This is a genomic window from Pseudomonas sp. E141, from assembly GCF_052659885.1.
Genome location: NZ_CP084024.1, coordinates 2146051 through 2161525 on the forward strand (window position 1 = coordinate 2146051; position 15475 = coordinate 2161525).

The following is a 15475-nucleotide window of genomic DNA, read 5'->3' on the forward strand; positions in this document are numbered from 1 at the left end:
AGTGAGGCGATGGGAACTATGGAACGTTATTCGAAAGTGGGCATGCAGGAGCTTGACCAGCGGTTGTCGAAGATCGTCGAGGCGGCGCGCAAGCAGCCGGTCTCGGTGTATCGCTACGGCGCACCGTGGGTCTGGATCGTTTCCCAGGATGACTGGCAGGGCGCACTCAAGGAAGTGTCCAGCTACATCCCGCAAGGCCATTCACTGGTGTTGCTGCGTCCGCAAATCGACGACCTGCTGGACGACCACCGCGACGTGCTGCAAGGCCTCACCGCAAGCGCCGAGATGCTGATCGCACCGCAGACCGTCATGCACATCCTTTTACTGCAACTGCTCTATTCGGTGCCCAGCGAGCAGCAACTCTACGAACAACTCAATTACAACCTGCTGTTCCGTTGGTTCGTCGGCCTGGACCTGAACCAGAAGGTCTGGCGCTTCGACGTTTTGAGCAAAGACCTCGCCACGCTGCTGGGCGATGCGCGGGCGGTGAGGCTCATCCAGAAAATAATCGGTGAAGTGTTCTGCGGTGCCTTGCTGCAAATGCCGGAGTTCTCCTTGAATTTCGCGCTGTTGCACACCTGGCTGGCGCGGCACGCCACGACATCGACTGCAAGCAATTGAGCGGTACTTTGAATTCAGGGGGTGGTGTGGAGCATTTCTTCAAATCGCGGCCAGCGCTGTGGGGCTGGTTGGTGTTGACGGTCGGGGGGCCGTCGGCGTTCGCCGCGCAAGCGCAGCAGGAGGCCGAATCGGCCCCGGCCCGCCTGGTGGACGTGAACGAGTATTTCGTGCGTGGCAACACCGTGCTCGATGCCCGGGCCATCGAGGAGGCGGTGTACCCGTTCCTCGGCCCGCAAAAGGCCTTGAGCGATATCGAGGGGGCCCGGGAGGCGCTGCAGAAGGCCTATCAGGCGCGCGGTTATCAATCGGTGTTCGTCGAGTTGCCGGAGCAGAAAGTCGAAGACGGCATCGTCTACCTGCAGGTCAGCGAGACCAAGGTCGGCCGAGTCCGTGTGGTGGGTGCCAAGCATTATTCGCCCGTGGAGATCCGCGAGGACGTGCCAGCGCTCAAGGAAGGCGAGGTGCCCGATTTCGCCCAGGTCCAGACCGAGTTGGCGCAGTTGAACAAGACCCCGGGGCGCCAGGTCATGCCGTTGGTACGCGAGGGCCAGCGGCCCGGCACCATGGATGTGGACTTGCAGGTCGAGGATCAGAACCCGTGGCAAGCCAGCCTGGGGCTCAATAACGATTACAGCGCCGACACCGAGAAGCTGCGCAGCGTCGCCAGCCTGGGCTACAACAACCTTTGGCAATTGGGTCACAGCCTCTCGCTGACCTTCTTCACCGCGCCCCAGGACACCGAAAACGCCAAGGTCTGGTCGGGCTCCTATACCGCACCGCTGGACGAGCACTGGAGTGTGCAGTTCTCCGGCTACCAGTCCGACAGCAACGTGGCGACCATCGGCGGCAGCAACGTCTTGGGCAGGGGCCATTCGTACGGTGTCTCGGCGATCTACACCTTGGCGTCCAGCGCCGCTTGGGCCAATACGTTTTCCGTTGGCGTGGATTTCAAAGACTTTGAGGAAGAGCTGAATCTGGGCGGCGCCAGCGACAAAGTGCCGCTCAAGTACGCGCCGTTCACCTTCGCCTACAACGGCTTTCGCTACAGCGAAAACAGCCAGTTGGGCCTTGGCCTGAGCCTGGTGGCGGGCACCCGCAGCCTGTTGGGCTACGGCAGTTCCGACGAAGACTTCGACTACAAGCGCTACCGTGCCAGCCCCAGTTTTGCCGTGCTCAAGGGAGACGGCAATTACACCTTCACCTTCGCCAACGACTGGCAGACTGCGTCCAAAGCCGCGTTCCAGCTGGCGTCCGGGCCGCTGGTTTCCAACGAACAATTCTCTGCCGGTGGCGCGACATCGGTTCGCGGTTATCTGGCCGCCGAGCGTACCGGGGATGACGGCTACCTGCTGTCCCAGGAGTTGCGTACACCTTCCATTGCCAAGTTCCTCGGCAGTTATGTCCAGGAGTGGCGGTTCTACGCCTTCGCCGAAGGCGCGCAGTTGTACTTGCGCGACGAACTGCCCGATCAGGACGCGGATTACAGCCTGGCCAGTGTCGGCCTCGGCACTCGCGCGAGCCTGAGCAAATGGCTGTCCGGCAGCCTCGATTGGGGCTACCCGCTGCTCGAAGGGCCGAACACCTCGAAACAGGAATCGCGCCTGCATTTCAACCTGCAAGCGACGTTTTGAACCTAGGAGTCATGTCCATGCAACGCTTATTGTTATCCCTGTTTATCTGCCTGGGGCTGGTGCTTCCAGCCACGGCCAATGCTTGGTGGCAGGACGACTGGCACTACCGCAAACAGATTTCCGTGGACACCACGCCCCAAGGCGCGGCGATCAGCCAGGCCCTGGGCCGCACCGCATTGCTGGTACGCCTGCACACCGGCAATTTCACCTTCGACGGTGTCAAGGATGATGGCTCGGACCTGCGCTTTGTCAGTGCCGATGACAAGACCGTGCTCAATCACCAGATCGAAAGCTTCGACCCGTTGATGGGGATGGCCTTGATCTGGATCGATGTACCGAGCGTGGAGGGTGGCCAGCGTCAGGATCTGTGGATGTACTACGGCAACCAGAAGGCGCCGGCCACCGGCAGCGGTCAGTTGACCTTCGACCCGGATTACACCGCCCTTTACCACTTCGACGGCGCCGCCGGTGTACCGCCCCGGGACGCCACGGCGTATGGCAACAATGCCCAGGGTGCCGCTGGCACCAGCATCGATGGCGTGATCGGTCGTGCCTTGCAATTCAACGGTCAGCCGCTGCTGTTGCCGGCCAGCCCTTCATTGCAGCACAGCGCCGGCGCGGCGTTCACATTCAGCGCCTGGCTGCGCCAGGATCAGGCCAGCGGTGAGCAGGTGATCCTGGCCCGCCGTGAGGCCGCCGCCAGCCTGTTGGTGGGGGTGAACCAGGGTGTGCCATTCCTGGACATTGACGGTCAGCGTGCTGTCTCGACTCAACCGTTGAACCCCGGTCAATGGCAACACCTGGCGTTGACCGCCTCGGGCGACCGGGTTGTGCTGTACGTCAACGGTCGTGAAACCGCGAGCCTGGCGGTGGCAATGCCGGCGTTCAATTCGCCGATCGCCCTGGGGGCCGATCTTTCTACGGGGCTTGCCTCCGACCCTTCAACTGATCTTCCCACCGGGACTTTCGTGCCGTTCAGCGGGGCCATGGACGAGGTGCGGCTGTCCAAGGTCGCCCGTGCGGCGCCGCTGCTGTTGGCTGATGCCAATGCCCAGGGCGCCGAATCAAAACTGGTGGCCTACGGGGTCGATGAAGAGCAGTCCGGCTTCGGTTTCGGCAGCCTGGGTTTCCTGCTCAACGCCGTGCCGCTGGACGCCTGGGTGATCATCGCGGTGCTGGTGCTGATGATGTTCCAGTCGTGGGTCATCATGATCCGCAAGAACCGCATGGTCAGCCGCCTCAGTGCCGCCAACGAAGCCTTCCGTGAGCAGTTCGCCACGATCGGCACGCGCCTGGAAATGTTCGCCGACGACCAAGACCTCGCCCAGCGCCTGCAACATTCGTCCCTGTGGCGCTTGTACCTGGTGGCGGTCAAGGAGATCCGCACCCGTCGCGAGCAGGGCGCCGATACCTCGTCGGTGTCGGCCGCCACCATCGAAGCGATCCGCTGCTCCATGGACGGTGTGCGCACCCGGGAAAACCAGCAACTGAGCTCGAAACTCTCGACCCTCTCCAACGCCATCGCCGGCGGGCCGTACATCGGCCTGCTCGGCACGGTGCTGGGGATCATGGTGGTGTTCCTCGGCACGGCCATGGCCGGTGACGTGAACATCAACGCCATTGCCCCGGGCATGGCCGCGGCCTTGCTCGCCACTGCCATGGGCTTGTTCGTCGCGATCCCTGCGCTGTTTGGCTACAACCGGCTGATCACCCGCAACAAGGAAGTCAGTGCCGACATGCGGGTGTTCGTCGACGAGTTCATCACGCGCCTGGCGGAGATGCACGGCGAAGGTCAGTCCGGTGAAGCGGCGCATCGCCGTGACCATCACGTTCAATCGCCCGTACCGGCCTGAGGAGCGCAGTCATGGCTAGCGTAAACGCTTCACACGATGACGACGATGACGCCGCGGTGGACAGCATCAACGTCACTCCGTTGGTGGACGTGCTCATGGTGGTGTTGGTGATGTTCATCCTCACCGCTACGGCACAGGTGTCGGGTATTCAGATCAACCTGCCCAAGGCCAGCGCCTCGGTGTCGCTGTCCGAAGCCAAGACCAAGGCCATTTCGGTGAATGACGGCGGGCAGGTGTTCCTTGATGCCTATCCGGTGACCCTGGGCGAGCTGGAGGAGCGTCTGCGTATCGAAAAGGCCCAGAGCCCGGACTTTCCGGTGATCGTGCGCGGCGACGCCACGGTGCAGTACCAGAAAGTCATCGAAGTGCTGGATCTGTTGCGGCGCCTGGAATTGTCACAGGTCGGTCTCGTGACCGGCAAACCGAGCCAGGGCTGACCATGACCGCCAAACTTCCCATCAACCCGCCCCCGGTGAAGAACGCGCCGCTGCGCCTGCTCAAGTGGGCCGCCGCCTTGGTGCTGGGTGGCGTGGCGGCCTGGCTGCTGTGGCAATGGGCCAATGACATGAGTGGCGTGCGCCGTGAAGCGCCGAAGGTGCCAACCATTATTCCGCTGCCACCGCCGCCCCCGCCGCCGCCGGAAAAACCCAAGGAGCCGGAGCCCCAGGTCGAGGAGAAAGTGCTCGAGCCAGAACCGACCCCGGAGCCCGAAGAGATCAAGCCCGAAGAAGAAGCGCCGCCGTCACCGGTGGATGACCTGGAGAACCCCATGCAAATGGACGGTGATGCCCAGGCCGGCAACGACGCGTTCAACATCGGTGCGGGCAAGGGCGGTGGCATGGCCGGGGCTGGAGGTGGACGGCTGGGTAACGGCACCTACAGCCAGTTCCTGGCGTTCACCTTCCAGCGCCTGCTTCGGGAAAACCCCGAACTGCGCAGCCTGGCCTTCTCACTGCAGGCCGACGTCTGGCTGAGCGCCGTGGGCGAGATCACCCGGGTCGAGCTGGTCAAGTCCAGCGGCAACGGGCAAGTGGATGAACAAGTCATCACCGCCTTGCGCACCGCTCCCCCTCTGAGTGAACGGCCACCGGCCTCCCTGACTTTGCCCGTGCGCCTGTCCTTGCAGGGACGGCGTCCGGGTTAACCGAATATTTGAAAGTTTGCCAACAGGAGTTGTGTGCAGATGATTTCCAATGTGAATCGATTGTCTTGGGCAATCGGCCTGGTTGTATTGAGCCTGGCCGGGCACGCGGCGGCCGCCCCGGCGCCGTCGGAAAACGCCACGATCAATCTGATCCGCCTGCTGGTACAGCAGGGCGTCTTGAAACAGGACCAGGCCGATGGCTTGATCGCCCAGGCCGAACGGGAAGCCGTGCAGGCCCGCCAGGCGGCCACGGCGGTTGCCGCAGCGCCGACAGGTGCACCGGGGGATGTGCGGGTGCAATACGTGCCAAACATCGTGCGCGAGCAGATTCGCGATCAGGTCAAGGCTGAAGTGATGGCCACCGCCAAGCAGGAAAACTGGGCCCAGCCCAACACCTTTCCGGATTGGGTCTCGCGGATCAGTTTTGATGGCGACATTCGTCTGCGCGATGAGTCGCGCTACTACTCGGGTACCAACAGCAACGAAATCGTCGACTTCGCTCGGCTCAATGACCGAGGACCGTACGACGTCAACCCCAACAGCAGCTCCAGTCTGCCGCCGTTGCTCAATACGCGCGAAGACCGGGAAAACCTGTTCCGCCTGCGCGCACGCCTGGGCATGAAGGCGGTGATCGCTCCGCAATGGACCGCCGGCATTCGCATTGGTACCGGCTCGGACAACAACCCGGTGTCCACCACCCAGACCCTGGGTGGCGGTTTCGGCAAGAAGGACATCTGGCTCGACCAGGGTTACCTGACCTGGAAACCCTCGGACGAATTGACCCTGACCGGCGGGCGAATCGCCAATCCGTTTTACGCCACCGACCTGTTGTATTCCGGTGACCTGAACTTCGATGGCGTGGCGGCGATTTTCAACCGCAAGCTCAATCAGGACTGGGGCCTGTTCGGCACCGTCGGTGCGTTCCCAGTGGAGTACACCAACGACACCAGCACCAGCAACGGTTCTGACAAAGAGGAGAGCGACAACAAGTGGTTGTACGGGGCGCAGCTGGGGGCCAATTGGGCGATCAACGACAGCAACCGCGTCAAGGGCGCGCTGGCCTATTACCGCTTCGACGATATCGAAGGCCAGCGCTCCTCGCCGTGCGAGCCGTGGGCCGGTGACCCGGGTTGCGACAGCGATGGCTCGCGCGTGGCGTTCATGCAGAAGGGCAACACGGTGTTCCTGCTGCGGGACATCACGCCCAATCCTCTCAACCCGTCCACCACGCCACAGCCGCAGTATGTCGGCCTGGCCTCGGAGTTCAACCTGCTGGACCTGAATCTGCAGTGGGACACCGATCTGCCGCAAGACCTGAAACTGCGCAGCCAGGCCAACTACGTGCATAACCTGGGCTACGACGAAGGCGAGATGCGCAAGCGCTCCGAAGGGCAGTTCGCCAATAACCTGGACGAAAACGGTGAGGTGGAAAGCGGCGCCAACGCCTGGATGCTCCAGTTCACCTTGGGCAACTCACTGGAACTCAAGCGCCAGGGCGACTGGAACCTGTTCGCCGGCTACAAGTACATCCAGCCGGATGCCTTGCCAGACGGTTTCAACGATTCGTCGTTTCACCTGGGTGGCACCAATGCCAAAGGTTACTTCCTGGGCGGCAACTACGGTCTGGCAAGCAACGTCTTCGCCACCGGTCGCTGGCTGAGTTCCGAAGCGGTGTACGGCGCGCCGTATGACATCGATGTCTTGCAGCTTGAAATCAACACGCGCTTCTAAGCGCAGGGAGGCCTCATGAAAAGGCGAGCCATGAACCATTGTCCGGTAGCGTTGCTGGTGCTGGGCCTGCTGTTAAGCGGCACGGCCCGCGGCGAAGGAATGGAAGAACGCCTGCGGGCGCAATTGCGCAGCACCACCGCGCAGTTGCAAACCTTGCAGAGTGAACAGGCCCAGGCCAGCGCCGCCCGGCAGGCGGCGCAAGACCAGGCCCGGCAAGCCCAGGAGCAGATCAAGCAATTGACCGCGCAGTTGAGCAAGGCCCAGGCCCTGAACGAGCAATTGGCCGGGCACGAGCAGAGCCTGCGCAGCCAGGCCCAGGCCCAGGTGGCGGCCAGCAACGACCAGATCGGCAAGTTCAAGAAAGCCTATGACGAATTGCTGGTCCTGGCCCGTGGCAAGGAAGCCGAACGTGCTCGGCTGGAAGCTCAACTGAGTGAGCGTGACACACAAGTGCAGCAATGTTCGGTCAAGAATCAGCAGATGTACGAAGTCGCCAAGACGCTGCTCCACGCCTACGAAACCATTGACGTCACCGACGTCATGAAAATCCGCCAGCCCTTCGCCGCCAAGACTCGGGTGCGTTTCGAAGAGCTGGCCCAGGGCTTTGGCGATGACCTCTACAAGAACCGTTTCGATGCGCCCCAGGCCTCGATCACCCATTGATAGCGCAAGGAAGAGTCGACCATGACTTCATTGATTGAACACGTCAGCCCAACGTCCCTGACCGAGCTGTTGCAAGCCGCCGGGTACCGGGTCAACGAAACGGAACAGAACGGCATCGTGCAACTGCTTAGCGCCAGCCAGGGCATCGGTTATGCGGTGCGCTTCGGCAACCTGTCGGCCGCGCCTGATCAGTATCTGGACTTCACCTTCAGTTGCGCCTTGCGGGTACAGGGTGAGTTGCCGGCCGGTCTGGCCGAGCTATGGAACGCTTCGCGGCGTTTTGCAAGGTTGTCGGTGCAGGGCGAGTTCCTGGTGATGGAAATGGATGTCGTGGTCGCCGCAGGTGTCAGCGCAGATCACTTGCGCAGCAACCTGGAGTTGTGGGATCGCCTGTTGCAGGAATTCATCGTTTATCTGCGCGAGTACAGCCAGAACGCGGCACGGATGCAGCCCCAGGTTGAACCCGCCGAGCCGCCGTTGGAGGAGGCCACCGCATCGTGAAAAAACCGACCTTTGTTATCAGCGCCGCCGCGTTGGGCCTGGTCGCCGTGGCTGTTGTGCTTGGCCTGAGGCCGGGCAGCGATCCGGTAGCGGCGGTGCAGACCGTCAGCGTTGCCTCGGCCGATTCGCCGAGTCTGGCCCGCTTGGGCAACCAGCAAGTCAGCCCGCAAGAGCTCAAAGTGTTGCTGTCAGCGCTGGCGCCGGAAGTTCGTCAGCAGATGCTCGGTAACCGAGCGGTCCTGGAGGGTTGGATCCGTACGCGGCTGGCGGAAAAAGCCGTGCTGGAACAGGCCGATGCCCAGGGCTGGCGTCAGCGCCCGGAGGTGGAACGCCAGACCCGGGCGGCGGCCGAGCAGATCGTGTTTCGTGATTACTTGCAGTCGGTTAGTCAGGTGCCGGCCGAGTATCCCAGTGAGGAGGAATTGCAGCAGGCTTACGAGGCAGGGAAAGCCAACTGGGCAGTGCCGGCGCTGTACCGGGTCAGCCAGATATTCCTGGCCGCGACCGAGCCGCAAACAATGGAGGCGACGCGCCGCAGAGCCGTCGAGTTGAGCCAGAAAGCCCAGGCGTCGCCCGCAGAGTTCGCCGCCCTGGCGACCCGGTTTTCCCAGGATCGCACCAGTGCCGAGCGCGGTGGCGACAGTGGCCTGCAACCGTTGCAGCAATTGGTGCCGCCAGTGCGTGAGGCTGTGGCGCGTTTGAAGCTCGGCGCCGTATCGGACCCGGTGCAGAGCGCGGCGGGCTTCCATGTGATCAAACTCACTGAACAACAGCCGCCCCGGGAAGCAACCCTGGAGGAAGTACGCGAGCGCCTGACCCAGGCCTTGCGTGCCCAGCGCCAGGAACAGATTGCCAAGGCTTACCTGGACGGCATGCTTGACACCGCGACCCTGAGCATTGATGGCGCGCAGTTGAGCAAGGTGCTGGAGGAGGCGCGTTAACCAAGCCCGCACCGAGCTTTTGTGGCGAGGGAGCTTGCTCCCGCTGGGCTGCGAAGCGGCCCCAAAAAGCTATATCCAGATTCCCGCTGGAGGACCGCGGCAACCTCATTGGGGCTGCTGCGCAGCCCAGCGGGAGCAAGCTCCCTCGCCACGGGAGGTGTGCTTGGCTGGAATGTGCATCAACGCTTATCCCGTACAACCGACAGGGAGTCACCTATGTCATTCATCGAGCCCGCAGGACGCCAGGCTGTCACCGAGTATCGCTCACCGTCGCGCATCGCTGAGCCCTGGCTGGTCCAGGCATCCGGCATTTCGCCTCAGGTGGCGCAGTGTTTTCTGGTCAGTGCCCGTTGCGGCTGTTTCATGCAGGCGGCTCGCAGCCTGAACGTCAAAGCGACCTGGCTGCGCAAGCAGTTGGCGCAGCTGGAGGCGACGCTGCAACGCTCGTTGTTCAGTTTCCAGGGCAGCGCCTTGACCCTCAGTCGCGAGGGCCGGCAGCTGCAGGCGCGATTGATTGCACAGGTCCACGAAAGCTCAGTGCCGCACAATGATCAACCACGGGTCCGCCTGGCCGTGGCCGAGTCGATTCTGCACGACATCCTGGGCCGTGACCTGATCTCTTTGCTGCGGCGCAACGCCAGTGTGCGGTTGCAGATTATCACCCTGGACAGTGAGCTGGCGCTGCAAGCCATCAGTGCCGACCTGGTGCTGTGGTTGAGTGATTCGCACGCGTTGGGATCGGGGCCGAGTTTTCCCACGCAATCACCCGAACGACTGGCACGGCTGGACTATGTGCCACACATCGCCAAGCGCTACTCACGCCCGGCTACCCGCCCCGAGTGCCTGGACGACCTGAGCGACTACATGCTTGTGCAATGGCAGCCAGACGGTCAGGTGGACAGCTTCGCGCCGTGGAACGCTCTGATGGAGCAACGCCGCGCGGGCGTGGTGCAGGTGCAATCCTACGCGTTGATGCTGGAAATGATTCGTTGCAGCGCCTGCATCGGTCTGTTGCCTCAGTACATGAGTCGCTTGGACCGTGGCCTGATCGCGTTGCCGAGGGTATTCGAACACCCGATGCAGCGTCAGTTATGGATGGCCGTGGGCAGTCACGCCCTGGACATGCCGCAAGTGCAGATGCTTGTCGAATTGATTCGGCACACGCTGGATGAGCGCAAAGAGTGGTTTCAAGTCATCCAGAACGATGCCCTATAACCACCGGGGTGTTGTAAAGAACGAGGCCATTTCCGAGCGGGCCAGGGCCGAGCCGAAGTAGGGGCCTTGTACGTGGTCGCAGGCCACGCTGCGCAATTGGCTGAATTGCCGGGCGTTTTCGATGCCTTCGGCGGTGACCATGAGACCTACGCTGCGGCTGAGTCGGATCATCGCCAGCACGCCTTCGCGATCATGTTCCAGGCCCAGCTGCGACAGGATGTTGCGATCAAAGCGTATGCCATCGAACGGTTGGTTCAGTACTTCGCGAAGGGAGGCGATGCTGGTGCCGAACTTGTCGATATTGATGCGCACGCCCAGGTCCTTGAGCGCATGAAGGGTACTGGCGACCGCTTTGTGGTCGATCAGCAGAACCCCTTCGGCCACTTCCAGGGTCAGGCGCTGGGGGACCAGGCCACTTGTCTCAAGGGCCGTTCGCACCTGATTGAGCAAGAAGCTGCTGCTGAACCACTTGGGCGAAACCGCGACCGAAACGTTGACAGCGGTGGGCCAGGTCACTGCTTCTTCGCAGACGTTGATCAACATCCAGGTCCCCAGCTCTTCCAGTTGGCCAGACGCTTCGGCGATCGGGATGAAGTCCGCTCCACCCAGTTCACCTTTCTCGGGATGGTGCCAGAAAGTCTGGGCCTCGAAGCCGTGCAGTTGTTCGGCGCACACATCGAAGCGAGGCAAGTAACGCAGCTCCAGTTGTTCGCGTTGCATGGCGTCGCGCAGTTGCTGCTCATAGCGCCGACGGTCGCGGGCCATGTTGCCCATGGCCTCCTCATAGACCCGCCAGGTATTGCGGCCCGCCGCCTTGGCCGCATACAAAGCGATGTCCGCGTGACGCAACAATTCAGTGGCGCGCTTGTCACCGGGTTGCGACCAGGCCACACCGATGCTCACGCCCAGGTACAAGGTGTTGCCGTCCAGGTGCATGGGGCGCTGCATGCAGTCGATCAGGCGCTCACAGAGTTGTTCCAGGTCCCGGGGACTGCCGGGATCGGGCATGACGATGACAAACTCATCACCACCCAGACGGGCCACCAGGTCAGAACTGCGCACGTTCTGCTGAAGGATATGGGCCACTTCCCGCAGCACCTTGTCGCCCACGGCATGCCCCAGGGAATCGTTGACCGGCTTGAACCGGTCCATGTCCAGGTTCAGCACCGCCAGCGGTGCCCCGTCGGCCGGGTCCAGGTGTTCGCTGAGGCAATCGAACAAGCGGTTTCGATTGGCCAGCCCGGTCAGCGGGTCGTGCAGCGAGAGGTGCTTGATCTGGGCCAGCGCCCGCAGCTCCTCGGTAATGTCGGTGGCGGTGCCCCGAAAGCCCAAGGTGCCGGCTTCGATGGCGCGGACCGAAAGTTTGCACGTGCGGATACGCTGATTGCGCGCGGTGTACTCGCATAACAACGGGGCCGACGAATCGCTGTTGGCCCCGCCGAGCAGCCATTGGGCAATCGAAATCGAGCCACCGTGGGGATGGAGCAACCGATGCAGGGGCTTGCCCAGCCATTGTGTGGGGTTGAAGCCGGTCACTTGTTCAAAACGTTCCGACAGGTAGGTCAGCGTCCCGGTCGAATCCACTTCCCATAACCAGTCGGAGGACACTTCGGCAATATCCCGAAAACGTTCTTCGCTACGTTCCAGTGCCTTGCGGTGGGCCAACAGGCTGGCGTATTGACGTTCCTGGGCGCGAAGCATGACCAGGGCATGGCGCAGCACCGCCAGCGCGAGGATGGCCAACACCAGCAGCGCCAGGACCAGCAAGGGCAGCAGGGCCTTGCGCAGGTCGTTGCCGGGGGTCTCCGGACGCCACGCCAAAGCCTCGCCGGTCTGGCCGTCAAGGGATATCCGGGCCGTACCCATCTGCTCCGGCGCATGGGTGATGTGGGCATCTGGCAGGGCAAAGTCTCGCGCCAGGTTTTGCAAAGAGGCGGCATCAAGGACTTTCACGAACAGCAGCAAACTGGGCGGCCCCGGGATTTCGGGCACGCTGTCGTCGGTGCCGACGGTGATGGCCGAGGCGGCGACGAACGCAGGTGCGCCGTCGTGATGCAGCAGCTCGACGATGACTTCATCGCGGTTCTGCGGGTCGCTGGCTTTCTTCGCCAGCCCTTGCAGGTCACCGGCCAGCCACGTGTCGGCGTCGACCTCACTCATATCGCCATTGATCACCGAATAGACGGTTTTGCCGGTCGGGGAAATGACAAACACCGCCTGGTAGCCGTAGAGCCCGAAAACGCTGCTGCCGACGTTTTCCTGGTCATAGGCCCAGTCTTTGTCCATTTCGACATGCAGATGCCGGTAGGCGTCGCTCCACTTGGAATAGTCACTCAGGTCCCGCCCGATGCCGGCGCGGATACCGTCGATGGCGCGCTGGGCGAAAAACAGGCTCTGCTCACGGGCGCGCCTATCCTGGGCCCCGGTAATGCTGAGCAACAGTGCGATAGCCAGTGCTGACATGACGAACAGCAAAAGCATGATGGCCGGGAAGGTGCGACGGGTGAAGCTCTGGCTGGGCAGGCCTGGGGGCGAAACGGTGGAGTCGTTGCCAGCATCTTCAGTCATAAACAAGCCATCAGCTAAACGCGAAATATCCCGCACGTCCCTGTATCGGCTGTCGGCTCAATTAACTTAACCGTTCCGACAGTTGACACGGCGCAGAGGCGCTTGGCTATTGGCCTTCAGGCAAAACGGTCGTCGCAGAGGCCTGGCTCATTCCTTGTCCTGGCGATTCCCCGGCAGCTGTTTGGCGGTCTGCACAACGATGCCGCGCTCGTTCGGATCGGCCGGCCGCGCGTGCATGGGCGTGTATCCCAGTGTGTAGCAGGGCGGCCTGGATACATTTGCTTGTTTTCACCTCGGCTGGCGACACAGCCCGGATACACATCGACGGTTAACTACGCCTGCCAGCCGACACCGATCCCCGGTGCTGGTGACTGGCGTATTTGATCTTTCGAGGAACACCCCATGCTCAACTTCTCCAGCAGTTCGTCTCTTGCACTCGGTCTGGCCCTGGTCGGCGGCCTTGGCCTTTCCACCGCAGCCTCGGCCCTGACCATGAACGATCTGGCCCAGGGCTACACCCTGGCGGCGGCCGATACGGTGAAGAAACCCGCTGAGGGCAAGTGCGGCGAAGATAAATTCGCCAAGACCGATACCAACCACGACGGCAAGGTTTCACGCGAGGAGTTCATTGCGGCGGCGCCGGAGCGCGCGGCTGAATACGACAAGATCGACGCCAACCATGATGGCGGCATCTCGTTGCCTGAGGCCGAGAAATACCTGGCGGGCCAGGCCAAGAGCGCCGAAGGCAAATGCGGCGAGGGCAAGTGCGGGGCGGCTATCGAGTCCTGACTTTCACCGGTGGGAAGCCTGACGGGGCAGGCGCCAGTGATGCCCTGTCGAGCGAACAACTGTGGCCAGGGAGCCGCTCCCTGGCCACAGGGTTTGGTTTTTACAGACTGATTGGCAATCGCCCTTCATGGCTTCCCATCTCTTACCCCAAGGAGATGTGCCATGCCTCAACATTCCGGCCTGAAAGGCCCCGCCGTACAGGTCACCCCCTCAATTACCAAACCCTCAGTAGGCCTGGGTCTGCGCCGCGCCTTGCTCGATGAACTGCGCGAGGCGCCCGCTGGGGATTTCGACTTTCTCGAAGTGGCCCCGGAGAACTGGATCGGCATTGGCGGCGCTCACGGCGCCGCTTTGCATGGGCTGGCCGAACGCTATCCGTTGTCGTGTCATGGCCTGTCGCTGTCTTTGGGCGGACCGGCGCCGCTGGACCTGGCGTTTCTGGCGCAGGTGCGCGACTTCCTGGAGCGCTTCAATGTACCGATGTACAGCGAGCACCTGAGTTACTGCGGCGATGAAGGGCACTTGTATGACTTGCTGCCGTTGCCCTTTACCGAGGAAGCGGTGCATCACGTAGCGGCACGGATTCGGCAGGCCCAGGACGTACTGGGGCGCCGCCTGGCCGTGGAGAACGTTTCCTATTACGCCGCCCCGCAGCAAGACATGACGGAGCTGGAATTCACCCGCGCGGTATTGCACGAAGCCGATTGCGACCTGCTGCTGGACGTCAACAATGTCTACGTCAACTCGGTCAATCATGGCTTCGATCCCCAGGCATTCCTGGCTGGCCTTGCGCCTGAGCGGGTGGTGGGCATGCACGTGGCCGGGCACTACGACGAGTCCGATACCTTGAAAATCGACAGTCATGGCGCGCCGGTCAAACCGCTGGTCTGGGCCTTGCTGGCCCAGGCCTACGCGCGTTTCGGCGTCCAGCCGACCTTGCTCGAGCGGGACTTCAATTTCCCGCCCTACGCCGTGCTGGCCGCCGAACTGCAGACTATTCGCCGATTGCAGGATCAGGCCGAGCCGGGGCAGGCGGTGGCCCATGGCTGAAATCATGCAGACACTGCAGCAACAGCAACAGGCGTTGACCCGCTACCTGCGCGATCCTGATCACTGCCCGATTCCGCCGGGCATGGACGTGGCTCGGGCGCAGGTGTATCGGGACCTGATTTTCGAAAACATGCGTGCGTTGCTCAGCGGCACATTCCCGGTACTGGTGAGCGTGCTGGGGCAGGGGGCGTGGCGGGCCTGCGTACGCCGTTTCTTGCGTGAGCATCGTTGCCTCGCCCCCCGGTTCGCAGACATTGCCGGGGAGTTCGTGGGCTATCTCGCGGCCCGGCAGTCGCCTGAGGAACCGGCGTTCATGGCCGAGCTGGCTCACTACGAGTGGGTCGAAATGGCGCTGCTGCAAGCGCAAGCCGAGTCGCTGCCGGCCAGTGACGAGGCAGCATTGCTCGATCAGCCTTTGCGTGTTTCACCTTTGGCCTGGCCGCTGGCGTACCTTTGGCCGGTGCATCGCTTGGCGCCGGGCTACCAACCCACGACGCCACCGCCGCAACCGACACTGCTGCTGGTGCGGCGAACGCCTGGGTTTGCGGTGCGCTTTTCCGAGCTCAGTCCGTTGGCCTTGCGGCTGTTGCAGCGTATCGAGCAGTTTCCCGGGTTGGCTGGGCGCGACCAGTTGTTTGCGCTGGCGCGGGAGGCGGGGGTGGATTCAAATGAATTCATGGACAACGCGGTGATGTTGTTGCGCCAGATGCACCGGGAAGGGGTGGTCGGGGTGCAGGCGCAATCCGGCGGTTAAATGCAAATCCTGTG

General features: G+C 62.5%; 14 protein-coding genes. 13 read left to right on the forward strand and 1 reads right to left on the reverse strand.

What is annotated here, in order from left to right; genetic code table 11:
• Positions 1–18: 18 nt before the first annotated feature.
• From GKKCFE_RS09710 to GKKCFE_RS09755, 10 genes are all read left to right on the forward strand, one after another.
• On the forward strand, positions 19–621 hold the full coding sequence (locus GKKCFE_RS09710; protein ID WP_047228943.1) for a transposase: 603 nt from the start codon (positions 19–21) through the stop codon (positions 619–621).
• Between the two features lie 71 nt (positions 622–692).
• The gene (locus GKKCFE_RS09715; RefSeq protein WP_373685085.1) at positions 693–2252 is read left to right on the forward strand and encodes a ShlB/FhaC/HecB family hemolysin secretion/activation protein; all 1560 of its coding nucleotides are present in this window, start codon (positions 693–695) and stop codon (positions 2250–2252) included.
• Positions 2253–2269: 17 nt separating this feature from the next.
• Positions 2270–4105, forward strand: coding sequence for a DUF2341 domain-containing protein (locus GKKCFE_RS09720; protein WP_445577787.1), 1836 nt, complete (start codon positions 2270–2272; stop codon positions 4103–4105).
• Between the two features lie 11 nt (positions 4106–4116).
• Positions 4117–4542, forward strand: a complete 426-nt coding sequence (locus GKKCFE_RS09725; RefSeq protein WP_092455456.1) for an ExbD/TolR family protein — start codon at positions 4117–4119, stop codon at positions 4540–4542.
• A 2-nt stretch (positions 4543–4544) separates the two neighbouring features.
• A complete protein-coding gene (locus tag GKKCFE_RS09730) occupies positions 4545–5249 on the forward strand; it encodes an energy transducer TonB family protein (protein WP_047228947.1) in 705 nt (234 codons plus the stop codon).
• Between the two features lie 39 nt (positions 5250–5288).
• The gene (locus tag GKKCFE_RS09735) at positions 5289–6980 is read left to right on the forward strand and encodes a putative porin (protein WP_445577788.1); all 1692 of its coding nucleotides are present in this window, start codon (positions 5289–5291) and stop codon (positions 6978–6980) included.
• Between the two features lie 15 nt (positions 6981–6995).
• The gene (locus tag GKKCFE_RS09740) at positions 6996–7643 is read left to right on the forward strand and encodes a DNA repair protein (protein WP_107321678.1); all 648 of its coding nucleotides are present in this window, start codon (positions 6996–6998) and stop codon (positions 7641–7643) included.
• 21 nt (positions 7644–7664) lie between these two features.
• A complete protein-coding gene (locus GKKCFE_RS09745) occupies positions 7665–8144 on the forward strand; it encodes a YbjN domain-containing protein (protein ID WP_076385216.1) in 480 nt (159 codons plus the stop codon).
• A complete protein-coding gene (locus tag GKKCFE_RS09750) occupies positions 8141–9085 on the forward strand; it encodes a peptidylprolyl isomerase (RefSeq protein WP_076385214.1) in 945 nt (314 codons plus the stop codon). The genes GKKCFE_RS09745 and GKKCFE_RS09750 overlap by 4 nt, the downstream gene beginning before the upstream one ends.
• A gap of 216 nt (positions 9086–9301) precedes the next feature.
• Positions 9302–10300 carry a LysR family transcriptional regulator gene (locus GKKCFE_RS09755; RefSeq protein ID WP_139050482.1) on the forward strand — a complete coding sequence of 333 codons (999 nt, stop codon included), beginning with the start codon at positions 9302–9304 and terminating at the stop codon, positions 10298–10300.
• Here GKKCFE_RS09755 and GKKCFE_RS09760 read toward each other — a convergent pair.
• Entirely contained in the window at positions 10295–12868 is a 2574-nt protein-coding gene (locus GKKCFE_RS09760) for a bifunctional diguanylate cyclase/phosphodiesterase (RefSeq protein ID WP_445577789.1), read from the reverse strand. The two genes, GKKCFE_RS09755 and GKKCFE_RS09760, sit on opposite strands and share 6 nt — an antisense overlap.
• 402 nt (positions 12869–13270) lie before the next feature.
• Here GKKCFE_RS09760 and GKKCFE_RS09765 point away from each other — a divergent pair, with 402 nt between their 5' ends.
• The 3 genes from GKKCFE_RS09765 to GKKCFE_RS09775 all read left to right on the forward strand — a co-directional run bounded on the left by GKKCFE_RS09765 (position 13271) and on the right by GKKCFE_RS09775 (position 15461).
• Complete coding sequence (locus tag GKKCFE_RS09765; protein WP_047228954.1) at positions 13271–13657, forward strand: EF-hand domain-containing protein; 387 nt, start codon at positions 13271–13273, stop codon at positions 13655–13657.
• Positions 13658–13819: 162 nt separating this feature from the next.
• A complete protein-coding gene (locus GKKCFE_RS09770) occupies positions 13820–14707 on the forward strand; it encodes an HvfB family MNIO-type RiPP peptide maturase (protein WP_288913393.1) in 888 nt (295 codons plus the stop codon).
• Positions 14700–15461, forward strand: a complete 762-nt coding sequence (locus GKKCFE_RS09775) for an HvfC family RiPP maturation protein (RefSeq protein ID WP_445577790.1) — start codon at positions 14700–14702, stop codon at positions 15459–15461. The genes GKKCFE_RS09770 and GKKCFE_RS09775 overlap by 8 nt, the downstream gene beginning before the upstream one ends.
• The last annotated feature ends 14 nt before the right edge of the window (positions 15462–15475 follow it).